This is a genomic window from Endozoicomonas sp. PH6C (genome assembly GCF_059322965.1).
In genome coordinates, this window is sequence record NZ_CP185342.1 from 47,448 (window position 1) to 69,415 (window position 21,968).

The window sequence follows — 21,968 nt, forward strand, 5'->3', positions numbered from 1 at the left end:
TAGGTTCAGAGGGCGCCAGGATAAATAAAAGAGCGCCTCGTATGCTTAAATTTCACCTCAAAGATTGTTTCCTCAGCGTTTGCCATTATATGGGTGCCGATGTTGTCAGTGAGGATTTAGAGGCGCTCACACGGGAAGGTCAGGAGTTTGATCATTGGCGTCTTAAACAGGCCGCCGCCTACTGTGGCCTGGACATGAGGAAAAAACACAGCGAACTCATTGATATTACAGAAGATGACTTACCCTGCATTATTCAGTTAAAGAAAAAAAAATTCATGACTATCACCGAAATTCGCAACGGTGAGTATTTTGTGGCGTCACGAAAGTACCCTCTGGGGTTATGGCTGTCTTTGTCGCGATTGTCATCGGTTTATACCGGCACGATTTTCTGTTTCAGTGAACACAAGGAAAAAGCCACTGCCAGCAAGCTATTGATGCCTTCCTGGTTTCGCACACAGATGAACGAACTCCGACCTCACTACGCCCAGGTATTGCTGGCGACCGTGATGGTCAATCTGCTGACTCTGGCGCTACCGTTATTCACCAACATGGTGTTCGATAAACTCATCCCAACCTTTGCTACAGATACGCTCCTGGTTCTGGGGATGGGTATGCTGGTAGTGGTTATCTTTGATTTTGTCTTGCGCTGGCTTCGCACTTATTTTGTCGATGACGCCTGCCGGATTATTGAAAAACGCAGCGAACAGTTCATCATGGGGCGTCTTCTTCAGTTGAAACAAAGTGAACTGCCGGACTCTGCGGGTCGCATTACCCATGCCGTGGAAAATTTTGCCCGGGTTAAGGAATTTCTGTCCGGAACGATAATGTTATCACTACTGGATGCGCCATTTTTTATTCTGTTTACACTGGTAATAGGATTGATCAGTGGCGTCATGGCACTCATTCCTCTTGGCATTGCGGCCTGTCTGATACCGATTGCGATATACAGTTATCGAAGTACACGACATCGTGCCAGTCAGCTGACCCGGGCCAATAATGCCAAAAGTGCTTTTCTCTATGAAGTCAGCTCAGAGCTGGAAGCGATTAAAACACTCGGTGCAACACGCAAGACTCAGGCGCGCTGGCGAAGTCTGGTAACCCTTTCTGCCTGGGCATCGCAGGCCAGTAAACAGTCTAATGTTTTGCTAAACACGCTGGTGGCAAGTGCCAGCCAGAGTGTGGTCATCGGTATGCTTATTGTGGGTGTATTCCAGATACACAGTGGTAACCTTTCTTCTGGCTCCCTGTTTGCCTGCATTATTCTTGGAAGCAGGGCTGTTGCGCCATTGATGAGTCTGGCCATGGCAGTGAATCGCCTGAGCTTCTCCATCAAGGCGCTAAAAGAGATTAACGAACTGTTAGGTCTGGCAGGAGAGGATGACCTCAACGATAAACTCAATGTTCCAACCCTGAAAGGACGGATTGAATTCGATAAAGTGTCCTATCGATATAAAGCCACAGAACCAGAGATTTTGAAAAATATCAGTCTGAAGATCGAGCCGGGGGAACGAGTCGCGATACTGGGGGCTTCCGGCTCAGGGAAGAGTACGCTCATCCGCATGATTCAGGGACTGGTGGAGCCGACTGAAGGCAATGTTATGATTGACGGTCGCAATCTGCAGCATCTTAACCTGGATCATTACCGCAGCCATTATGCTGTGGCACCGCAGAAGCCTAGTGTGTTCGCCGGAACACTGAAAAGTAACCTGATGCTCGGACAGCGTGCAGCATCTACTAAAAAGCTGGACGAAGCCTGTCATGGGGCTTGCCTGGATGGATTTGTTCAGAAGTGCTCCCGGGGCTACGCCCATGAAATCATGGAACGGGGCGAGAATCTCTCCGGTGGTCAACGACAGGCGCTTTGCCTGGCTCGTGCGCTAGTGCGTCAGAGTCGTTTACTGATCCTTGATGAACCAACCAGTGCCTATGACAATTATAACGAAACACTATTCTGTCAGCGTCTTCCGGGCATCCTGAAGGACGACCAGACACTGATTCTTATCACGCACCGGCAAAACCTGCTGCAATTGGTGGACCGGATTATTGTGATATCCGAAGGTCGTATTATCGGTGACGACAGTCGCAGTCGAGTGCTGAAAGAGCTGAATTATCAGCGGTCAGCAACATCATCAACACCGACTGCATAATCAAAAGCCCTTTTAATGGGAGGGAGCGAGGTGCGTTTCAGTCTGACTTTTCCCTGCCAGCGACCCGCTTGACCTGGTTGAATAGCCGGATTATTAATGCCGATGTAATAAAATTGCTGTGCCTTGTCTGATTTCAGCTTCGGGAAGGTATGCTGCCTGGTCAGTTCGCCATTAGGTGCAACGAAACTCAATGTTACCTGATCACCCATTGACAGCCCGATGAATCGAACCCAAAAAAACAGGCGCGGGTTTTTGTCACCCGAACCGTTATTAAAATTTCCGGTTTCAATCGCCTGGTAGCTGTCCGGGGGGGTATCACTGAAACCATGATCCAACAGCCAACCCGGGAAGTAGGCTATCTTGTTGCCTGCGATCCCGAGCCACTGACTGTTGAGGGTATCCCCACATTTGCCTCTGTCCGGTTTTCCTACGAACGGGTCGATCGTCTTATTGTGAAGTGTCACCTGAAAATGAACATGGGGAAATTCGGTTAATCCGGACAGGCCGATTTCACCCAGTGGCTGTCCCTGGATAACCCGGTCACCTTTTTTGATGGTCAGACTGTCTTTTTTCAGGTGGCCATAAATTGTGCGCCAGCCGTCCCGATGCTGGATAACAACGGCATTACCCAGACCGATCTGTTTTATTTCCTCACGTCTTGCCGGGTCCAGATAAGTATCTGTAATGCCATCTCGTGTCGCGACAACCTTGCCATTGGCTGCTGCCAGCACAGGAACGCCCTTATCCATTTGAGGCAGGTTGACCAGCCTGATGTCGGTACCAGAGTGGCCGTCATAGGTTTGCTGACGGCAATGATAGTCGCTGAAGCCAGCAGTGGGGTCATGATCAACATAGTTCTGGATAAAGCAATCAACACCATATCGACAAGCCACCGGGAAAATAAAATCCGGACTCTCGTCAGCCGAAGCGGCCAGACTCCAGACCAGAGCAATGATATGCCGATGAGCTCTCATTGCTCATTTGCCTTTAATTCTGGCTCTTACATCCTTAATTGCTCTGGACATGGAGATGAACATCTTTTCCATTCGTGATTGTCTGATTTGGCTGTCCTGATTATCTTCCTGAACCTTATCGGAAAGTGCCTGTAACTGCTGAGAGACGCCTTTAAGTTCGGTAGCAGAGGCGTCTGTTTTCTGCGAGATGAACGCTTTTAGCTCGGAGACCTGCTCAGTGGTTTTCACATGACTGCGCCCCAGCGCTCTCTGCTCATCCAGCAGGGCGTTGACAATCTGAACCAGCCGATGCTTGCTCTCCTGGACGGCCCCCAGTGCTTCTGTGCTGGCATCGGTCTGAGTCGTGAACAACTGTCGTAGTTTTTCTGATTCCTGTAGTTGCAATTGCGTCTGGGCTAACTGATTCGATTGAAGCTCGGCAGAAGTTTCAATATGTTGTTCTGCTCGCAGTAAGGATTCAGACAGCTGAGAGGTCTCAGTCTTCAGCTCAAGGTGGTTATTTTTGAGTAAAGCGATCAGGCTTTGCCACTGTCTGTCATTTGCAGACTGAATGCTGATTTTCTTCAGAGTATTGGCGATGGTGCCGAGTTGGGTGGTAATCTGCTCAAGTTGCCCGTTGCCCGGGGCTGGAGTGGCGGTTGTCGCAGCCGCTCCAGTACTAGAATTTCTCTCAACTGTGTGCTCGGCCAGCCAGTTTTCCATGGCAGAAGTGAAGTAATGGCCAGCCTTGTCGAGACTGAGCAGAAAAATACCCAGTACCAACGAAGTGCTCAGTCCCATAAGGGAAGAACCGAAGGCGGTGCTCATTCCGCCAAGAGGTCCTTCCAGACCCCTGATCAGCTTGATCAGGGTTTCCATAATATCTCCGCCATCTAGCCCACCCGCCAGATCAGACAGGATGCCCCCGATGGAGCCAATGGTGATGGTCAGACCGAGGAAAGTTCCAAGTAGCCCGATAAAAACCAGAAGATCGGTGAAGTAGCGAATGAAGGCGGACTTTTCACTCATACTGTCTTGCAGGGAGTCTATCAGGGCCCGTGTTGCAGGGGCCGAGAGTCGGATAACACCCAGAGATGCCACGTTGTTTTTGAGCAGGGTGACGGTTGGCCCCATCAGGTGCATCTTCAAGGGTACGGGTTCATTCTGCTCTTGCTTGTTGTTATCTCTTTGGTCGTTCTTATTGTCCAGATCGTCTTTGCTTTGAAACAGGATCTCATCCAGTTTGGCAACCACCAGAACATCATCTTTGAGTTGAAACACATAAAGGAAACAGAGCACCGAACCGATTATGAACACCGATAAAATCGTACCGTTCAGGGGCAGGTTCGACATAAGTGCCGTGATAAAAAAATCCCTGGAAAAATACACCAGAATCAGACTGGCTACGACGACAAACTGCATTCGCCTTATGAAGCTCACTATTCTTTTCGGGTCGGCAATATGCAGCTCAGACATGTCCTTATTATCCTGTTTTGTCCGTGTTGCCCGTTGTTTTCTCGCTTTTCTTCTGAAGCATCATTCCGATTCGTCTGCCAGACTTCGTACAGTATTGATGACATCGTTCAGGTAATAACGGATTCTCAGCGTGCTTTTGTAATACTCAAACCGGAACACGGCACTCTGGACTCTGCTGTTGTGGTAATCCCCCTGGGCTGTGGTGATGTCCAGCAGGGTCTTTTCACCCAATTCAAATTCTTTGTAATAGAGATCGACAATTTCACGGTTGGTTTCCAGTGCTTCTTTATTGACGGCCTTCTCATCTTTTAACTTCAACATCGCGCTGTAAGCTTCCTCTGCCTCTTTTTCCAGTGCCAGTGTAGCCTCTCGTAACTGATGATTAGCCCGCATCACTTTGGCATTGTTTTCATCAACATTGCTTCGGGCCTTGAAGCCGTCCCAGATGTCATAACTCATTGTGATACCGGCAGCCTGTGTGGTTGACCATTTCCCGTTGGTATCCAGAGAATTTTCCCTGTTGGTTTCAATTTTCAGGTTAAATTTGGGATAAAGATCGGAACGGGCTTTGTCTCGATTTTCTTTGGCGAACTCAATGTTTTTTTTGAGAGACTGGATCTGATAACTCCGGGTTGTTGCAAATTCGACCAGTTCCTTCGGGGTTTGCTTGATAACCAGTCCATCCAGTGAAGGAATTGTCAGGTTTTCTGGCTCAATGTTCGTCAGGCTTTTAAAGGTTTTACGGGCAAACGTCAGGTCCGTCTGATACTGGATCAACTCAAGCTGGGCATTCTGGCTCAGACTGGTCAGACGCTGAACATCAGATTTGCTGGACGCGCCTGTCTGATTTCGAGTTTCAAGGATGCCGAGAAAACGGTCGTAAAAGGCAATATTCTCTTTGATATAGCCGATCACCTCCTCGAGTTTCAGTATCTCCAGAAAGGTGTTTGAGGTGAGCAGGACGAGCTGCTCACGCCCGTTATCAAGATCCTGTTGGTAGGAATTCAGCTTGTATTTTCTGGCGCTGATCTGGTTGGAAATCCGGCCAAAGTCGTATACAACCTGATTAAGTGTTACGGATGATTTGCGTTTTTGCTGCCAGTTACTGTCTGAATTGTTGCTCTTGCCACTTTCTAACTGAAGGGTAATCTTCGGGTGGTAGTCGGCATAACTCTTGTCCAGTTGCGCCTTTCCAACCTCAACCGTAGACTCCAGAGACTTCAGGGTCGGGTTAATCGCCAGTGCTTTGTTAACCGCTTCAGGTAACGATAAAGCACTCACCGGGGAGAGAAACAGTAATGAACTCACCCCAAGCAGACTTTTTAGTGTCATAAAATTTGATCCTGCCTGTCCTGTTTTTTTTGCTGCTTACCCGCGTTTTCAAAATGACTCTACACGTCTCAGAGTCTTATTCGGCTCACAAGACGAAAACTGCAAAGGATGGTTCCTTTTAGCATTCAGCTCTGGGTTGACGGTTATTAAGAAACAGATCAGACAGGCGATAGATAATCAGACAATATCCTTCCCGCACACCTGCTACTGGAGCACCATGGCTAAAAAAGTTGAAAGCAACCCATGGCCCGGATTTGTGGATGCTCTGTCGACCACTCTGCTGGTCTTTGTTTTCCTGGTTGTTGTGTTGGTTATGGTCGTTTCTGCGCTGAGTGTTCAGGTGGGGTTTGATATTGCGCAATCATCAATTGAAGCTGAACACGCGGCAGCCGGTTCAACCGAAGGGCAGGAAGCGGGTCAGCAGGCTTCGGTGGAAGCGGATATTGAGAAAGAAATCGTTTCTGAAGCCCTGAGTGTTAATTTGGAGAGCCAGGTATCCACAGAGATAAAAAATAAACTCATTCGTATAAAGTACGAGGATTTCAATTCACGGCTTTCTGAAGCCGCAAACAAAGAGCTGCAAGACTGGGTTCAGGCAAACATGGATGATTTTCAGGGTAAAACGATCCATGTTATCAGTTTGCTCAATAGCAGAAGTCTGGCAAAAACGGTTTCTTACGAAATTGCCTTCAATCGAATCTCTCAAGTTCGAAAAATTCTTCTTGATGCAGGTATGTCCGCTGAATTTATCAAGATCAGACTTGACGAATCCGGTACAGAGCAAAGAAACCAGGTGGTTATCAGGGTGTTGGAGAGCGAATAATGATGAAGCCGCTGTTAACCCGAATGCGGTTTCGTTCGATTTCCCGCTATTCCGTTATTTTCACCATCACTTTTATTGTCCTGTGTTTTCTGGTTTGGTCAGCTATTGTCGAAATAGACGTGGTTGTCAAAAGTCATGGTCGGGTGACTACTTTCAGCAATAACCGTGTAGTTGAGCATCTCGAAGGCGGTATTCTCACCGAATTGCACGTGACAGAAGGGCAACGGATTCATAAAGACATGGTGTTGTTTTCGGTGATGAATCCTTCTCTGACCGAAAATATCAGCATTTTGAACCAGAGACTCATAGGGCTGACCGCAAAAGCGCAACGATTGTATGCGGAAATGACGGGTAAAGAACTGATCACTGCCAGTAAAAAAACGGCTCGAAATAACGAGCACTACCTTAACGAACACGAGTTGTATAAAAAACGTGCCAGAAAGCTCAGCGAACAAATCTCCATTGTTCGGCAACAGATTAGCAAAGAGGAAGCCCAGCTATCTGAGCTTGACCAGGTCATCAAGGATATGAAAAACGAGCGGGCAGTCGCTCAGAAGCAGTTAGATATATTGACGACGCTTCTCAGAGAGGGGGCTGGTTCGATTCATAATCAACTGGAAAAAAAGATGGTGTTGCTGAAAATCGAGACCAGAATCAACCAGTCAACGAAGCAGATTCCGGTCATTAATGCCAACCTGTCTGAGCTGCGCTTAAAGAAAACCAAGCTGATGACGGATTTTCGTGAAGAGGCACAGCACAATTACAACAAGGTCCGATTAGAAATTACCCAGATTCAGGCACAGATTCGTTCTTCCAGTGAACGGGAGATCCGTAAAAAAGTGGCAGCACCGGTTACGGGTACCTTGCATACCCTGCATGTCAATACTATCGGCGAGGTCGTCTCACCGGGTTCGATATTGGCGGAGATAGTCCCGGATGGCGTTCCCCTGATGGTCGAAGCCATGGTGGCCCCACATGACAGAGCCAGAGTCTGGCCCGGTCAGTCGGTAAATGTTCGGGTTTCTGCTTACGATTACACGACTTATGGTTCTCTAAAGGGCAAGGTTCTGGAGGTGAGTGCTGACACCTATTTAGATAGTGTCACGGCCAAGCATTACTATAAAGCGATGATTGAGACGGAAAGCTCAGGGTTTGGTGAAAATAATCAGTTGATTCCCGGCATGACCGTTGAACTAAATATTCTGGCAGGCAAACGCACGCTGCTCGGTTATTTACTGGGGCCCTTGTCTGAATCCATTGAATTTACTGCGACATTGTAATTCAAATTGTGTAAATACTCGTGGCTGTCATCAGGATATCATTAGACCACTTCACTCCTCTACTTCTTATTCTGAGTAAAGTAAAGGCTAGGCTTTGTTTTACACTAAGTCCAATTGAGCAGAAATAAGTTAATTGGACACGATAGATCAGTGACTTAGCGTCGTGCTGTGGTCTGTCCGGAAAGTACACTTAACTTGACACAAGCCGGTTCAACCATCCTTTGTCTATAATATTTGCACGCTCTGTTGCAGGCTATAATGCTACAACGTCCCAACGGAGGTGTGACGGGGCAATTAGCATCAGAAATACCGGCAGAGCTTCACACCTTCAACCCAATAAAACTCTTGCTTTTGGTGGTAATTGGGCTGATGTACAACATCTGGTATTTTTGAATGAGTATTGAAAGAAATTTAACATTTTGAATGATTTTAATTTGACTTACCCACCTGATGAGCTAGTATTTCGGGTAACACGGCCTCCGCCTCTTCGTTGCTTGCAACCTACGCGGGGGTTCTTGTTTTTACCTTCCTATAAGTGCTTTCCACCCATACTGTAGCCCGATATCGTTTATTGACACCTTCCTGTCGGACTTGATTTCAGGGAATTCATCCAACTGCTGTATAAGTCGGTCGTGCCATTTCGTGGCAGGGCAAATAATACTCATCAGGTGAGCAACAATGTTGATCAGCAGAAAGGGTTTGGATATCAGATCATTCTTTCCAAGGTAATGGTCACACCAGCTAATCTCACCCGGAGCGGGTAATTTCGGCTGATCAATCACATTGCGGTTCCAAAGGCGGCTGTGGTGAGCGCAGAGATTACGAAGGTAGTTCAACGAGCGTAACCAACTGGAAAATACCTTGAAGTCTGTCACCCCATATTTTGAGGAAATTTTCCTTTGATCAGGCACTTTCATCATCGAAAACAGTTGCGACATGGCCCCGAAGTCCCAGACCTCTATAGCAACCCAAATGGGTAGGTCTGCTCCATGAGTGTGACGATAATGCTTAACGAAATCTTCCTTTGATCGTTTCAGCAGATTTTCATATTTTGCCAGCCATTCGGCATGTCTTCCTTTTTTTACAGCAAACGTGGGATGGAACTGGTCAATATTCTTGTAAGCGAAGGTATCTCGCTCACCAAGCAAATAAGCGATATCGACCCTCAAAGCCACTTCAACCCGTTCAAGCGCATCCAGCATTAATTGCCGTAAGTTCTTATCAAAAATATAGAGATTAACGGCATCAGAAAAGTGTGTGTTTGCAACAAACTCGTTTTCTTTAACCACTTGGAAATTTGGCTGAATGCGAAAGACCCGGAAAGGATAGAGGTAGGCACTCAGACGATAATAACCAATGCGTTGGAGATGATTAAGCGCAGCAGCTTTGTCTGAAACCACCAGATTACGGGAGACCAACAAATCCAGTTGTTGCTGGAAAGTTTTCCAGGGACGTTCGTAAACCATTGAACCTCAGTATTTATGCCTGATTTTTTATTTGGCAACCTGCCAGCGTGTTATTCACTAACAGGATACTATAGTGACCTGCTAGATCCTGCACCAACATAAAAATATCAATATCGAGTGACTTTAATCCCTTACATCCCAAACCCGTTTGAGCCCTGAAGAACGATCAGCAAGCAGTCGGGGTTCAGAATGGATATATCTTGAAATACCTGCTCTTCAAGCTGGTTTTCGTTATCCAATGGGGCAGTGGGCAGGTTTTGCCCATTTTCCAGATGCCTTGTTGTATTGCCATACTGAGTTCCTTGCCTCACTGTCAGGCGACTGCTTGTTCGACCATTGCATTGGCCAGTTGTAACTGGGTGGTTTGAGTTTGGTGGATTTGGGATTTTAGGGTGTTGCGAAACCCCATCAACTCATTAACTTTTGAAACGATGCGACTTTTCTCTTTCGCAGGTGGTATTGCAACTAAACACCCTCTGAGTTGTGTTTTGTTGATGGATGCTAGGTTGGTAGTTTGTTTACTGGAACCTGCAAAATAAGCCCTTGCGAACGGAGCATTAAGATACATTTCAATCCAGTCTTCGCTCTGTTCCTTGAGGAAGATTCGGGCTTTGAAGACATGGTTCTGATGAGCGACATAAGGTAGCTCTCCAGACCAAACCGATGTACGACCTACTTTGTCCCAATCACCACCTTCAGTAATGAGCAAGTCTCTGGGGATAACTTCGTATTTTTCCTTTTCCTCGATTGGAATTTCAACTTCCTTTATCACAGTTAGATCAAGCGCACTACGCTGCACATTAGCAACTCGCAAATACGGAACAGAAATCAGGCTTCTTCCAGCTAGCTTGCGACCCTTGGTGATACCACTTTGAATATCCACGATATCCTCAAGCTGAGCAAACACCCAACCAGCGGGCAGATTAAAGGGCTTTTCTTCATCGGTAATCACTGGCAACGGTTTCTGCTTCTTAATCTTCTTGTCTTTCACTAACCTTCACATTATTGGCACGCTCCCGTCGAGTGAGGGCTGGCCGGTCAAATGCAATGTGACAGATCAAGTCAAACGGGTCCAATTCTGTTCCCAGTTTCTCGCCGACATTATCTTGTAACTCCTGCCAGAAAACACCCAGTTCTGTCAGTTCATCAATTATGGCTTTTTTCTTGTCGGCAGCGGACCACTTGCGGAGGAAATCATCCATGCTGGCATACTGCTTTACGACACACTGTTTGGTGTAATCGTGCATGGATTCGGTGACCAGTTTGCCGCTGGCATCCAGATGCTGAACTCGATATTTGGTGACTTTAAACGCCTGCCCTTTGACATGGTACTTGATGCGGGGTGGCTCCGGCGGTGGTTCAGGGTCGCCTTCATCGCTCCCTCCGGGTGGTATGGGTTCTGGCTCAGGTTCCGGTGTTATTTCGCTGGGTGGATCAGTGATGATCGGCGGATCTTCCTCTATTCCTCCTCCGCCACCTTCTCCTTCGGGATTTTCAGGTTCATCCTCTGGCGGGATAATGGGCTCACCTGGCTTAGGCTTGAATATCTGTACCGGCTCGCCATCGAAGTCTTTGTCGGCAAAACGTTCAGTGGCTTTTTTAAAGTCCATGATAGTGAACCAGTGTTTGCCGTGATCTTCATCAATACGGGTGCCACGACCAATGATTTGCTTGAATTCAGTCATGGATTGGATGCTCTGATCGAGAACAATCAGCTTGCATGTTTTGGCATCCACACCGGTCGTCATCAACTTGCTTGTCGTGGTGATGACCGGATAAGTGGATTCGGGGTCAATGAAGTTATCCAGCTCATCCTTGCCTTCTTCGTTATCACCGGTAATCCGCATCACATACTTGCGGTTCTCTTTCACCCGATCCGGGTTCAAATTCACCAGTGCTTCCCGCATGCGTTCAGCATGATCGATGTCGTCACAGAAAACGATGGTCTTCTGAAACTCATCGGTTTTCTGCAAATACTCAGTAACCTTCAGCGCTACCAGTTGGGTTCGCTCGTCAAAGACAATGTTTCTGTCCATATCCCGCTGGTTGAATATGCGGTCTTCAATCAGGTTGCCATACTTATCGATCTGTCCTTTTTGTGGTCGCCAGCCTTCAAGATCAATATCGAAATCAAATCGGATGACTTTGTATGGTGCCAGGAAGCCATCTTCAATCCCTTGTTTTAGAGAATAGGTATAAACAGGTTCACCAAAGTAATGGATATTGGAGACTTCCTTCGTCTCTTTTGGGGTGGCGGTTAAACCAACGTGTGTTGCAGAGGAAAAGTATTCCAGAATTTCTCGCCATGCAGAGTCTTCACGGGCGCTACCACGATGGCATTCGTCTATGACAATCAGGTCAAAGAAATCAGGATCAAACTGTTTATAGATGTTTTTTTCTTCTTCATTGCCTGAAACGGCCTGATAGAGCGACAGATATATCTCAAACGCTTTGTTGACCTGGCGCTTTTCAATTTTGGTCATCGCTGGGCCAAAGGGTTTGAAGTCGTTGGACTTGGTTTGGTCCACAAGAATATTGCGGTCGGCAAGAAACAGAATGCGCTTCTTCTTTTCAGATTTCCAGAGCCGCCAGATGATCTGGAAAGCGGTATAGGTCTTCCCGGTTCCAGTTGCCATGACCAGTAGAACTCGATTCTGGCCTTTGGCAATGGCTTCAATAGTGCGGTTAATAGCGTTTGCCTGGTAGTAGCGCGGAGTGCGCCCGGAACCATCATCGAAATAAGGGTAATTGACGGTTTTTTGAGCTGGCTCGTCTAATTCTTTTGCCTGGCAGTAGCGACTCCATAGCTCACCAGGCGAAGGGAATTCATTAAGGGACAACTCTGTTTGGGTTTGATCTGCATTACCCGTGCGGTCGTAAAATTTGAAGCCATCTCCATTACTGGAGAACACAAAGGGAATATCAAGTGCTTCTGCATAGCTCAGGGCTTGCTGCATTCCGGAGCCCATGCTGTGCTTGTTATCTTAGGCCTCGATGACCGCTATGGGTTGGTTTTTCTGATGATAGAGGATGTAGTCTGCCCGACGTTTTTTACCTCGGGCATGGAGCTTACCGCGAACGATGATGCGGCCTGCGGTAAAGGTTACTTCCTCTCTTACTTGAGTTTGGATATCCCATCCGGCCTTTTCGATGGCTGGGGTGATGTATTTGGTACATATATCACGTTCGGATAGTTCTTTTTTGTTCATCTCTCAGATCCTGTCACGTCAAGACCTCCCAAACTGCAATGAATCGCCACGAAAATAAGCCTGAATATGAGCGAAAAGCTTGAATAGTGGGATCATTGTACAAGTGATAATAAAGAGAATGGGAGTGGCAAAGTTTGATAAAAAATGAACTGTATGTACGTCGACTTCTTGGTGTTTGGTGCTGGCATCTAGTGTTGAGATCGGGCTGGATGCAGGTTCGCTTTCCAGACTGGAGCAACCTGAATAATCTCAAATCAGTTCTGGGGGTTCAGCTGATCATGCTGCTTCAAAAAAATAGCTATCCTCCGGTTGTTTTTAATGAAGTGTATCAGGGTGTGTTTGAGCAGTTAAGGCATTTTAAGACGTATAGAGTGGGTTGGGTATATGTGATAGAAGGCACTGGATAACCTTCCCCTAATCTAGTGTTGACCTATTCCGACGGAAAGAGGGCGCATTAGCAGGCGCAAAAGCTCAGAAAGCAAAAAGCCCGTAGTGTTCACTAACGCTACGGGCTTTGCTATATATGGTGCCGGCACCAAGAGTCGAACTCGGGACCCACTGATTACAAGTCAGTTGCTCTACCAACTGAGCTATACCGGCAAAGAACGAGGTGCATAATATGTATGAGCAGGTTCTTTGTCAATAACACCGGGTACAAAAAACAGACCCTGCGGTCTGCTTTTTGTACGATCCTTGTGAAACCTCTTCCTGCTCTGAAACGAGCATCCTGCTATCCTGGTCTTTCCTGACCACTTCAGGCGTCCTGCCTCAATTTACTTCCCATCTGAATGCTGACTTCAAAGCTTCCTGCTTTGTCCGCTTCCTGCGGTATTCAAGTCTTCCTGAGTATCCCGAGGCGTCCTGCCTGAAATAATCCTTGTCAGCTAAAGTCTTCCTGACTTTACGAACGTCCTGTTCCCTGCTGACGATTCCTATTATCCATGGCTAGGTATTTTCCGAAACCAGAGGTTTCCTCTTCCTTTTGTGAGACATTGACCATAGTGCGTTGGAACAGTTATCGCTGACTGGCAGCCAGAAGCCCGCCGCAGGTTATAAACATTGAGCCAAACAATCGGTTTTGCAGCTTCCCGTATTTTTTCAGAAATGGCATCAGCTTTAGGGCGAAGCTGGCGTAACCCAGCATGACCAGGCTATCAACCAGGATCATAGTGATTCCCATAATCAGGTATTGGGGCCAGAGTGTCAGCGCAGGATCAATAAACTGCGGCAGGAAAGCCGCCTGAAAAACAATGGCCTTGGGGTTAGTCAGATTCACCAGAATGGCACTGGCAAAGGATTTTTTCTTGCTGGTGCGGATTTGGCTTTCGACCGAAAACTCATTGGGTGCTTCACGCCATTTCATGATGCCCAGGAAAATCAGGTAAAGAGCACCTGTCCACTTGATCAGGGTAAACAGTGTCTCTGAGGCTGCAAGGATGGCCCCAAGACCTGCAGCGACGACAATCAGAAATATAATCAGAGCGACCTGGAGTCCCATGATGGATGGCAGGGTCCGGATCAGCCCTGAGCGAATGGCGTTGGCCATGGTATTAACCGCACCGGCTCCCGGCGTTAAGCTGATAATGATGGTTGCGGCCAGAAAAGTCAGCCAGGTATTAAGTTCCATTGAGGTTCCAGGTCAGAAAAAACAAGTCTTTTAACTGTAGATCAGACTGTTTTTTAATCGATGAATCGAGTGTGCGCAACACAAATTAAAAGAAGAGAAAAAAATCGAGATCTGAATACTAAAAAAGCCGATCAAAGATCTGCTTTTTAAAGTCTGTGATATGGTGCCCAAGAGAAGAAACAATAGCAGGTTTCACCATGCCCCAGCTGAACCAACCTTGCAGCAAACACTTCACCTACCGGCAGCTGGTTGAGTGCGGTGAAACCTGGCAATCGTCGTCTATTGATAACCTGCCGCTAAATGACCAAAGCTGGCAGGCTCTTGCTGATTTGGCGATCTATATACTCGATCCGGTTTATGAGCAGTTTGGTGCCTTGGAAATCACCTACGGCTTTTGCTCCCCCCCATTGGCGACGGCAAGAAAAAAGCTGGCCAAAGAACAGGGCGTGCTGCCTTCTATCTACCCCACACTGGATCAGCACAGCTGCTTTGAAAAAAATAGGAAGGGAGACATCATCTGCTCCCGGGGAGGAGCTGCCTGCGATTTTCATGTGCCGGACACCTCATCATTGGAGATAACCACATGGATCGTTAAACAGCTCCCCTTTGACAGGCTCTACTTTTATGGGCATGACAAGCCCATTCACGTTAGTTACAACAGCGACTCCCGAAATGCAGCCGTATGTATAATGACACCAAAAACCAATGGTCAGGGTTATATTCCCCGGAATCTCTCCCCAGAGCGCTTTCTTGAAGAATTTCAGCTATAAATAAAGGCCATGAATGAACAAGAATGGTATGAAACCGTTGCACAACTGGAGCTCGGCAAAAAACTGCCTAGAGCACTCTATCTCCACCGTTCGGCACTGAGTGAAACCGCACCGGATTTTTTCTCTTGGATTTATCAGAAAGCAACGAATTCAGGCATACCGGAACAACACTGGGATATCCTTCGCCTCCATAAAGACTCTTTCAAAGTCACCCTGCTCTACTATCTGGATTTCTACGACGAAGCCTATCCATCACTGCACTTCAGTTATGGCTTAGACTTCGCCAGCGAGAAAATAAAAGCCACTGACTTTACCAGCTTCACCAACCCGCCAATCCTCCATCGCAAAGAGCACATGATCCTCCCCTCAGACCCTAACCACGCGGACTTTTGTGAGATTACCCGGGAAGGCGAAGCGGCAGGGCTGTATGAAAACACACGCATCATTGGGTTCCGTAACAGCTGGGAAACCCTGATCAAAGAAAAAGGCTACGAACTACTGGATGGACGTCTATTCCGGAGGGCCGCCATCAGCACAACAGCAATGAATGCCACCCTGCTCTGGGCATCAACCGATGCCTGTGAACAGGCGGTCAATAATTTTGCCAAGTGCCTTTGTGACACTCTCGATTGTCTACTAAGCTCATCGCTCACACAACAAACTGTAAAGGTAAATGTATGAGCCTTGAGGCAAGAGTTGAAAGACTTGAGGAGCAACATAGACAGATGGACGCTAACATGCACAGTCTGGTGAAGGTTTGCGCAGACACACAGAGCATTGCTATGACTAACCAGCATGACATTGCAGACTTAAAGTTGGATATTGCAGGGGTCAAATCTGAGGTTATCAGGGTTAAATCTGATCTTTCGGCACTGACACAAGCAACACTTGCAGGCTTTAAGAGAGTTGATGAACGTTTTGACGAACAAGATAAGCGTTTTGACGAACACGATAAGCGTTTTGACGAACACGATAAGCGTTTTGACAAGATTGATAAACGACTCGACGCACACGATAAGCGCTTTGACGAACATGATAGGCGCTTTGACAGGATTGATGAACGCTTCGACGAGCACGATAAGCGCTTTGACAAGATTGAAGAAACACTCGCCATCATCGTGAATCATCTCAAAAAATAACCACGTCATTTAATAGCAAAATCCAGCGGCTTGTCTACGACAGCCGCTGATTTGCTGGGGTAGAGCAGGTATATATCAGAACTGTTTGTAGAAAGGTGGCACTTCCACGATCTGAAAGCCAAATGCGTGTCTGACAATGAAGGATTGGTATCCGGCCACAAAATACTGGAAGTGAATGAGACTCATATCCGGAAAAAACAGTAAATAAAAGATGAGAGAGAATAAAAAGGAAGAGAGATGAGAGAGCCGGGAATTTACCGGTTTTCTTGCCATGAATCACACGACAAGATCTTGAGGATTGGTGCCCAGGAGAAGACTCGAACTTCCACGCCCTTTCGGACACTAGCACCTGAAGCTAGCGCGTCTACCAATTCCGCCACCTGGGCCTGTCACTTAAATTGTATGGACTTTGCGTCCTGCCCAATCATTGTTAATGATTGGTGCCCAGGAGAAGACTCGAACTTCCACGCCCTTTCGGACACTAGCACCTGAAGCTAGCGCGTCTACCAATTCCGCCACCTGGGCCCTGTGATCAGCAATAGGCTGCTCAACAAGTGCGGCGAATATTAGGGATTTAAGGCGAAAGTGTCAACACCCCGCTCGAAAAATAGGGGTTCGGAATGTACGCTATAAGCATTTGAAAATGAAAGGCTTACCCGGATTCCGGCGGATGTTTGCCAGGTTGTCCGGACTCATTGAACGATGATGAAGGTCTGGCGGGCTTTTGATGCAAGGGGCTGATAGAGGCTTCTCACTATGATCTGTGAAAAGACAGGCTCTGGTTCCTGAAGACACCTTAGGAGGACATCATGAAAGTGAATGAAAAACAGCACCGATTTCTGCAAGCAACACTGGATAACTGGTCCCGGGATGGTCTTCTGGATGAAGTTAAAAAGGAAGCCCTGCTGGACTCTCTGGACGTGCACTCCTTTCAGTGGCGAATGTTGGCTCAATACGCTTTTTGGGCTGCATTGTCTTCCATGGTGCTATCCCTGTTAGCAGTGGTTATGGATGAGGCTCTGATGGCATGGCTGGAGCGTTTATTGACTCTTCAGGACGGCACCCGAAGTTTGTTTTTTGCTGCGTTGTCAGTTGGTTTTTATCTGTTTGGCGGTTGGTTCAAGTCCCGTCAGACAGGCCGTGTCTTTAGTCAGGAGCTTGTTTTTTTTCTGGGCGCTGCATCCACAGCGGCTTCCATTTACTACCTGGGTCGGGCCGTTTATACAGGAAGTGGCCACTATTCGCTGCTATTACTTCTTGGTGCCGTGATCTATCTGGTGCTGGCATTACTGCTGGAATCTCTGTTGCTCTGGGTTTTGTGTCTAGGAGCATTGGCTTTCTGGTTTTTTGCTGAAACGACTTACTGGGCTGGTGGTTACTATCAGCCGTTTTTCGGGATGAGCTATCCCTTGCGATTTCTTTTCTTCAGTTTGGTGGTTCTTCTGTTGGGCTATGGCCTGCCCTTTTTTAAACGAACCAGAGCCTTTTTTGATATGACTCAGTTTATTTCCTTAATGATGCTTTTCGTGTGCTTGTGGATTTTGTCCATGACGAGTAATTACAACTACGGGCTTAAAGCCCTTGAGGCATCAGAAATGCAGCTTTGGTTATGGCGACTGGCCATGGCGGCAGCGTCAGGTTTGGCGATGTTTATCGGTTTTTGCAGAGATGACTCTATTCTGAGAATCAGCGGAATCTCCTTTTTGTTGCTGAATCTGTATACCCGGTTCTTTGAGTACGCTTGGGAAGAGATAAATACAGCACTGTTTTTTGCATTGCTGGCGCTCAGTTTCTGGCTGCTGGGAAGATACTCAGAGAGGCTCTGGCTGTCTGGAAAAAGAAAGGTTTCAATAAATGAGGTTGTTCTGTAAGCAGAGCAACCTCGGGTATTATTGGGCTCAGCCGGTATCAGCCGTTAACTGCGTCTTTCAATGATTTACCTGGTTTGAAGGCGACCGTATTGCTGGCAGCAATCTGAATCGGCTCTCCTGTTTGCGGGTTTTTACCTGTGCGTGCGGCTCTGCTGCGTTGCAGGAATGTACCAAAGCCTACAAGGCTGACAGTGTCTTCTTGTTTCAGAGCGGAGGTTATGACTTCAATCATGGCGTTGAGTGCCTGATTGGCTTGTTCTTTTGTCAGATCTGCCTGATCGGCAATGGCGTTAACGAGTTCTGGTTTACGCATGGTTTCATGCACTCCTTCTTGTTTTTCTTTCTTCCGATGGATAAGCAGTCATGAACAGACTAAAACACTGTAATGGTTAGAGCAATAGGCTTTCTCGTGAAAAACACGGGAATCGGATTATTTCGACCAAATTAGCCAATTTTGACCATTTCAAAGTCTTCTTTGCCGACACCACAGTCAGGACAGTGCCAGTCTTCAGGAACATCCTCCCAGCGAGTACCCGGCTCAACCCCCTCATCAGGCCAGCCCTGTTCTTCGTCATAGATAAAACCGCAAACAACACACTGCCATTTCTTCATGTCTGTCTCCATTAATAGCCGTTTAAAAGTCAGTGACGACTGTCTCAATCTTATACAATGAAAGCTGCTCGGGGGTGAAAAAAAGGGCAAGGAAAAAGCATTGGAATAACAATAACACCCCGGGCTCTGTTTTTGACAGAGCCCGGGGTGATGAAAACTGTGACCTTGTTCTCCTATTCAGATTTCAGCTGCTGATACCACCGCCCCAGAAGCTGGCGTTCTTCTTCCGTCATCTCTGTACGGTTTGCCAGTGGCATGATCTGTGTCTGAACGGACTGACTGTAGATTTTGTCCGCTTTGCTGGCGATGGATTCATAATCGTCAAAGATCAGGCCACCTGGCGCTGTCTGGAAGAGAGGGTCAGTTGGCTTGGCCCCATGACAGGTAGAACAGCGGCTGGTGACAATCTCGACAATTTCCTGTTTGTCAAAAGCGGGTGCTTTTGCAACCTCGGATATTGGGGCCATTTGTGGTCGTATAACAAACGCCAGACTCAACATGACAACGGCAGCGGCAGGCCAGAGCCAGGTTAATACAGCACCCTGGTTACGACGGTTAAAGAAGTGTCGGATCAGAATCGCAGCCAGCGACAGGGCAGCAAGAATCGCCCAGTTCCAGTCATGACCATAAGTCATTGGGTAATGGCCGCTGATCATGATAAACAACAGCGGCAAGGTGAAGTAGTTGTTGTGCCTGGAGCGAAGCAGTGCATGTTGGGCAATGGCCGGATCAAAGCTGGTATCACCTCTTTGTGCTGCGTCAACCAGCTTCCTCTGGGACGGGATGATAATCCGGAAGACATTACCCACCATCAGGGTTCCGATCAGGGCACCAACGTGGATATAAGCTGCTCTGTCGCTGAATAGTTGCGCATATCCCCAGGCGGCAAAAACAATCAGCCCAAAGAGTACCGCGCTGAACAGTCTTTCATTTTTAAACAATGGCGTTCGGCAAAGAAAGTCATAAGCCAGCCAGCTCACGAACAGGCTGAATAGGCTGACCGCAATAGCTGAGGCCGGGGACAGTGAAGAGTCTGACGACAGCAGATAACTTTCTGCTCCCCAGTAGTAGATGATGGCCAGCAGGCCAAAGCCACTGAGCCAGGTAACATAAGCTTCCCATTTGAACCAGTGCAGGGTTTCCGGCATTTTCTCCGGTGCCAGATGGTATTTGTTTACTTCATAGAAGCCACCACCGTGCACAGCCCATAATTCCCCTTTAATACCTTTTTTCTGTTTTGCCTGAGGAGCTTTTTCCAACCGGCCTTCCAGCCAGTTGAAGTAAAAGGAGGCACCAATCCAGGCAATACCTGCTGTGACGTGCAACCATCGAAAAATCAGGTTCAACCAGTCTTGTATATAGGATTCCATACTCAGCTTCTTCCTCGAGTTTCCTGGCCCATGATAATGGCTTTTTCAATGACCCGGTCGTCACCCATTACCATCAGTACACCCAGCAACTCTTCAAGTGTTTGTGTTTTCTCTGTTCTGAATTTCAACAAAGGTGTGGCTTCGGGATTAAGCACCAGAAAGTCTGCCTCGTTACCGACCCGGAAACTGCCAATGCGGTCATCGAGATGCAGGGCTCTGGCCCCACCCAGAGTGGCCAGGTAGAAAGCTTGAAGAGGAGATATCGTATTCTCACCCAACTGAGATACCTGATAAGCGTCTTTCATCGTGTTCAACAGACAAAGACTGGTGCCACCACCCACGTCTGTGCCCAGCCCGACACGAATATTTTTGTTTTTAGCATTAGAAAAACGGAATAAACCGCTGCCCAGGAACAGGTTGGAACCCGGACAGCAGGCAATGGATGAATCACTTTCAGCCATTCGCTCCCAACTCTCGTCGCACAGATGGATGGAGTGGGCAAAGATCGAGCGGGGACCCAGCAGACCATGCTGGTCATAAACATCCAGATAATTTTTACTGTCAGGAAACAGTTCCTGAACCCACTCTATTTCTTTGGGGTTTTCAGACAGGTGGGTATGCAGGTAGAGACCGTTATGTTCTCTGAGCAGTCTTCCAGCCAGGGTGAGCTGCTCGGAAGAAGAGGTTGGAGCAAAGCGGGGAGTGACGGCATAAGACAATCGACCCTTGTTGTGCCAGCGATCAATCAGTTGCTTTGACTCTTCATAGCTGCTTTCCGGGGTGTCGAGCAGGTAGTCTGGCGCATTGCGATCCATCATGACCTTGCCGGCAATCATACGCATCTTGCGCTTTTGCGCAGCTTCAAAGAAAGCATCAACTGATTGGGGAGAGACTGTGCCAAAAACCAGTGCGGTAGTCGTTCCACTGTTCAGGCACTGATCCAGAAACAACTCTGCAATGTCCCGGGCATATTCAGGATCTGAAAAGCGGGCTTCAGCAGGAAAAGTATACTGTTCCAGCCAGTCCAGCAGTTGCACTCCGCAACCTGCCATGACTTCCAGCTGGGGATAGTGCACATGAGTATCGATAAATCCCGGTATGATCAGCCTGCCTGAAAGGTCTCTGATTTCACAGTCTTCCGGCAGTTCTTGCAATAAGTTCTTGGCAGGGCCGCAGGCTTTGATACAACCCGACTCAACCAATAGTCCACCGTCGTCAAAGTATTCCCAGCTTTGTTCTCCCTTATCGGGATCGTCCAGAAAGTGGAGTACAGAAGCACGCCAGAAAACAGGGGTAGTTGCAGTGCTCGTCATAAGGGTGCTCCCACGGTCAGGGAAAGGTGGGCAGGGATTAAAACTTCGTCACAGTTGTGTCCTGGCCCGGCCCGGTCAATCACCAGATAGGAGATTCCGTCACCGGCAGAGAGTAGCGGATGATGCCAGGTGCCCGGATGGTAATTAATGCCCTGGGAACCATCAGTGATGAAACAGCGAATATGATTAAAGTCCGGCTCCGAGTGGTTATCAGGAGCAACAACAATCAAAAACGGCTGCTGCTCCAGAGGCATAAAGGTCTGGCTGCCCAGAGGGTGGCGTTCCAGCAAATCCAGTTGGTAGGGCTGTTTGATGGCTTGAGTGTGGTAAATATGAATAGCCACTTCCCCCACGGCATCGGTTTGAATTCGGGTGAGATCGTTAAACTTACGACAGCGGCCCTGATTGATGATCATGGCGTCACCACAGGCTTCGATCACATCGCCGAAGGGTTTGAAAGCTTCGGCAGACAAGGGCTCTACAGGGAGAGCCCGGGTGGTTAACGTGGTTGGCATGGAATGCCTCTTTATATTTATTTTCTGTTAGCTCAGGGCTTTTTGGGGCTAAGGGCTTTTCGCTA

Annotated in this window: 19 protein-coding genes, 3 tRNA genes and 1 pseudogene; 7 read left to right on the plus strand and 16 right to left on the minus strand. The window is 47.7% G+C overall.

The window, feature by feature from the left end:
• The first annotated feature begins 41 nt into the window (after positions 1-41).
• Positions 42-2,147, plus strand: coding sequence for a peptidase domain-containing ABC transporter (locus tag ACOMG9_RS00160; RefSeq protein WP_448215264.1), 2,106 nt, complete (start codon positions 42-44; stop codon positions 2,145-2,147).
• Here the strand turns inward: ACOMG9_RS00160 and ACOMG9_RS00165 are convergent.
• Genes ACOMG9_RS00165 through ACOMG9_RS00175 form a run of 3 tightly spaced genes read right to left on the minus strand, consistent with a single transcriptional unit; the run spans position 2,111 to position 5,908 of the window.
• Entirely contained in the window at positions 2,111-3,121 is a 1,011-nt protein-coding gene (locus tag ACOMG9_RS00165; RefSeq protein ID WP_448215265.1) for a M23 family metallopeptidase, read from the minus strand. The genes ACOMG9_RS00160 and ACOMG9_RS00165 overlap by 37 nt on opposite strands.
• Positions 3,122-3,124: 3 nt before the next feature.
• Positions 3,125-4,576, minus strand: a complete 1,452-nt coding sequence (locus tag ACOMG9_RS00170; protein ID WP_448215266.1) for a hypothetical protein — start codon at positions 4,574-4,576, stop codon at positions 3,125-3,127.
• 60 nt (positions 4,577-4,636) lie between these two features.
• Positions 4,637-5,908: a TolC family protein gene (locus ACOMG9_RS00175; protein ID WP_448215267.1), complete on the minus strand. Its 1,272-nt coding sequence runs from the start codon at positions 5,906-5,908 to the stop codon at positions 4,637-4,639.
• A 217-nt stretch (positions 5,909-6,125) separates the two neighbouring features.
• Between ACOMG9_RS00175 and ACOMG9_RS00180 the strand changes: the two genes are divergently transcribed.
• Both ACOMG9_RS00180 and ACOMG9_RS00185 read left to right on the plus strand, forming a co-directional pair.
• Positions 6,126-6,731 (plus strand): hypothetical protein, encoded by a 606-nt coding sequence (locus ACOMG9_RS00180; RefSeq protein WP_448215268.1) that lies wholly within the window; start codon positions 6,126-6,128, stop codon positions 6,729-6,731.
• The gene (locus ACOMG9_RS00185) at positions 6,731-8,011 is read left to right on the plus strand and encodes an HlyD family type I secretion periplasmic adaptor subunit (RefSeq protein WP_422136313.1); all 1,281 of its coding nucleotides are present in this window, start codon (positions 6,731-6,733) and stop codon (positions 8,009-8,011) included. The genes ACOMG9_RS00180 and ACOMG9_RS00185 overlap by 1 nt, the downstream gene beginning before the upstream one ends.
• A 521-nt stretch (positions 8,012-8,532) precedes the next feature.
• On the opposite strand, the gene ACOMG9_RS00190 is transcribed toward ACOMG9_RS00185, so the two are convergent.
• From ACOMG9_RS00190 to rhtB, 6 genes and pseudogenes are all read right to left on the minus strand, one after another.
• The gene (locus ACOMG9_RS00190) at positions 8,533-9,477 is read right to left on the minus strand and encodes an Abi family protein (RefSeq protein WP_494529614.1); all 945 of its coding nucleotides are present in this window, start codon (positions 9,475-9,477) and stop codon (positions 8,533-8,535) included.
• Positions 9,478-9,608: 131 nt separating this feature from the next.
• Positions 9,609-9,788, minus strand: coding sequence for a hypothetical protein (locus ACOMG9_RS00195; RefSeq protein ID WP_448215270.1), 180 nt, complete (start codon positions 9,786-9,788; stop codon positions 9,609-9,611).
• 2 nt (positions 9,789-9,790) lie between these two features.
• Positions 9,791-10,468 (minus strand): restriction endonuclease subunit S, encoded by a 678-nt coding sequence (locus ACOMG9_RS00200; RefSeq protein ID WP_448215271.1) that lies wholly within the window; start codon positions 10,466-10,468, stop codon positions 9,791-9,793.
• Positions 10,469-10,472: 4 nt separating this feature from the next.
• Positions 10,473-12,686: pseudogene (gene hsdR / locus ACOMG9_RS00205) on the minus strand (EcoAI/FtnUII family type I restriction enzme subunit R); the annotation flags it as partial.
• A gap of 524 nt (positions 12,687-13,210) precedes the next feature.
• Positions 13,211-13,286, minus strand: a tRNA-Thr gene (locus ACOMG9_RS00210).
• 415 nt (positions 13,287-13,701) lie between these two features.
• Complete coding sequence (gene rhtB / locus ACOMG9_RS00215; protein WP_422136325.1) at positions 13,702-14,313, minus strand: homoserine/homoserine lactone efflux protein; 612 nt, start codon at positions 14,311-14,313, stop codon at positions 13,702-13,704.
• A 197-nt stretch (positions 14,314-14,510) separates the two neighbouring features.
• On the opposite strand from rhtB, the gene ACOMG9_RS00220 reads away from it, so the two are divergent.
• Genes ACOMG9_RS00220 through ACOMG9_RS00230 form a run of 3 tightly spaced genes read left to right on the plus strand, consistent with a single transcriptional unit; the run spans position 14,511 to position 16,222 of the window.
• The gene (locus tag ACOMG9_RS00220) at positions 14,511-15,083 is read left to right on the plus strand and encodes a hypothetical protein (RefSeq protein WP_448215314.1); all 573 of its coding nucleotides are present in this window, start codon (positions 14,511-14,513) and stop codon (positions 15,081-15,083) included.
• A 9-nt stretch (positions 15,084-15,092) separates the two neighbouring features.
• A complete protein-coding gene (locus tag ACOMG9_RS00225; RefSeq protein ID WP_448215315.1) occupies positions 15,093-15,764 on the plus strand; it encodes a class I SAM-dependent methyltransferase in 672 nt (223 codons plus the stop codon).
• On the plus strand, positions 15,761-16,222 hold the full coding sequence (locus tag ACOMG9_RS00230) for a hypothetical protein (RefSeq protein ID WP_448215316.1): 462 nt from the start codon (positions 15,761-15,763) through the stop codon (positions 16,220-16,222). The genes ACOMG9_RS00225 and ACOMG9_RS00230 overlap by 4 nt, the downstream gene beginning before the upstream one ends.
• 299 nt (positions 16,223-16,521) lie before the next feature.
• Here the strand turns inward: ACOMG9_RS00230 and ACOMG9_RS00235 are convergent.
• Both ACOMG9_RS00235 and ACOMG9_RS00240 read right to left on the minus strand, forming a co-directional pair.
• Positions 16,522-16,608, minus strand: a tRNA-Leu gene (locus tag ACOMG9_RS00235).
• A gap of 52 nt (positions 16,609-16,660) precedes the next feature.
• Positions 16,661-16,747 (minus strand) — tRNA-Leu (locus ACOMG9_RS00240).
• Between the two features lie 284 nt (positions 16,748-17,031).
• Between ACOMG9_RS00240 and ACOMG9_RS00245 the strand changes: the two genes are divergently transcribed.
• A complete protein-coding gene (locus tag ACOMG9_RS00245) occupies positions 17,032-18,093 on the plus strand; it encodes a hypothetical protein (RefSeq protein ID WP_448215317.1) in 1,062 nt (353 codons plus the stop codon).
• A 37-nt stretch (positions 18,094-18,130) separates the two neighbouring features.
• Here the strand turns inward: ACOMG9_RS00245 and ACOMG9_RS00250 are convergent, their stop codons facing one another.
• The 5 genes from ACOMG9_RS00250 to ACOMG9_RS00270 all read right to left on the minus strand — a co-directional run bounded on the left by ACOMG9_RS00250 (position 18,131) and on the right by ACOMG9_RS00270 (position 21,903).
• Positions 18,131-18,406, minus strand: coding sequence for an HU family DNA-binding protein (locus ACOMG9_RS00250; protein ID WP_422136346.1), 276 nt, complete (start codon positions 18,404-18,406; stop codon positions 18,131-18,133).
• Positions 18,407-18,537: 131 nt separating this feature from the next.
• A complete protein-coding gene (locus tag ACOMG9_RS00255; protein WP_422136347.1) occupies positions 18,538-18,705 on the minus strand; it encodes a rubredoxin in 168 nt (55 codons plus the stop codon).
• Between the two features lie 173 nt (positions 18,706-18,878).
• Complete coding sequence (locus ACOMG9_RS00260; protein ID WP_448215318.1) at positions 18,879-20,075, minus strand: urate hydroxylase PuuD; 1,197 nt, start codon at positions 20,073-20,075, stop codon at positions 18,879-18,881.
• A gap of 2 nt (positions 20,076-20,077) precedes the next feature.
• Complete coding sequence (gene guaD / locus ACOMG9_RS00265; RefSeq protein ID WP_422136349.1) at positions 20,078-21,388, minus strand: guanine deaminase; 1,311 nt, start codon at positions 21,386-21,388, stop codon at positions 20,078-20,080.
• Positions 21,385-21,903: an ureidoglycolate lyase gene (locus tag ACOMG9_RS00270; protein ID WP_422136350.1), complete on the minus strand. Its 519-nt coding sequence runs from the start codon at positions 21,901-21,903 to the stop codon at positions 21,385-21,387. Before ACOMG9_RS00270 ends, guaD begins: the two co-directional genes overlap by 4 nt.
• Positions 21,904-21,968: the final 65 nt, after the last annotated feature.

Coding starts and splice junctions, on each gene's coding strand:
- ACOMG9_RS00270 (WP_422136350.1), bottom strand. CDS start 21,903: ATGCCAACCACGTTAACCACCCGGGCTCTCCCTGTAGAGCCCTTGTCT.
- guaD (WP_422136349.1), bottom strand. CDS start 21,388: ATGACGAGCACTGCAACTACCCCTGTTTTCTGGCGTGCTTCTGTACTC.
- ACOMG9_RS00170 (WP_448215266.1), bottom strand. CDS start 4,576: ATGTCTGAGCTGCATATTGCCGACCCGAAAAGAATAGTGAGCTTCATA.
- rhtB (WP_422136325.1), bottom strand. CDS start 14,313: ATGGAACTTAATACCTGGCTGACTTTTCTGGCCGCAACCATCATTATC.
- ACOMG9_RS00245 (WP_448215317.1), top strand. CDS start 17,032: ATGAAAGTGAATGAAAAACAGCACCGATTTCTGCAAGCAACACTGGAT.
- ACOMG9_RS00260 (WP_448215318.1), bottom strand. CDS start 20,075: ATGGAATCCTATATACAAGACTGGTTGAACCTGATTTTTCGATGGTTG.
- ACOMG9_RS00250 (WP_422136346.1), bottom strand. CDS start 18,406: ATGCGTAAACCAGAACTCGTTAACGCCATTGCCGATCAGGCAGATCTG.
- ACOMG9_RS00160 (WP_448215264.1), top strand. CDS start 42: ATGCTTAAATTTCACCTCAAAGATTGTTTCCTCAGCGTTTGCCATTAT.
- ACOMG9_RS00180 (WP_448215268.1), top strand. CDS start 6,126: ATGGCTAAAAAAGTTGAAAGCAACCCATGGCCCGGATTTGTGGATGCT.
- ACOMG9_RS00165 (WP_448215265.1), bottom strand. CDS start 3,121: ATGAGAGCTCATCGGCATATCATTGCTCTGGTCTGGAGTCTGGCCGCT.
- ACOMG9_RS00190 (WP_494529614.1), bottom strand. CDS start 9,477: ATGGTTTACGAACGTCCCTGGAAAACTTTCCAGCAACAACTGGATTTG.
- ACOMG9_RS00255 (WP_422136347.1), bottom strand. CDS start 18,705: ATGAAGAAATGGCAGTGTGTTGTTTGCGGTTTTATCTATGACGAAGAA.
- ACOMG9_RS00220 (WP_448215314.1), top strand. CDS start 14,511: ATGCCCCAGCTGAACCAACCTTGCAGCAAACACTTCACCTACCGGCAG.
- ACOMG9_RS00185 (WP_422136313.1), top strand. CDS start 6,731: ATGATGAAGCCGCTGTTAACCCGAATGCGGTTTCGTTCGATTTCCCGC.
- ACOMG9_RS00230 (WP_448215316.1), top strand. CDS start 15,761: ATGAGCCTTGAGGCAAGAGTTGAAAGACTTGAGGAGCAACATAGACAG.
- ACOMG9_RS00175 (WP_448215267.1), bottom strand. CDS start 5,908: ATGACACTAAAAAGTCTGCTTGGGGTGAGTTCATTACTGTTTCTCTCC.
- ACOMG9_RS00225 (WP_448215315.1), top strand. CDS start 15,093: ATGAATGAACAAGAATGGTATGAAACCGTTGCACAACTGGAGCTCGGC.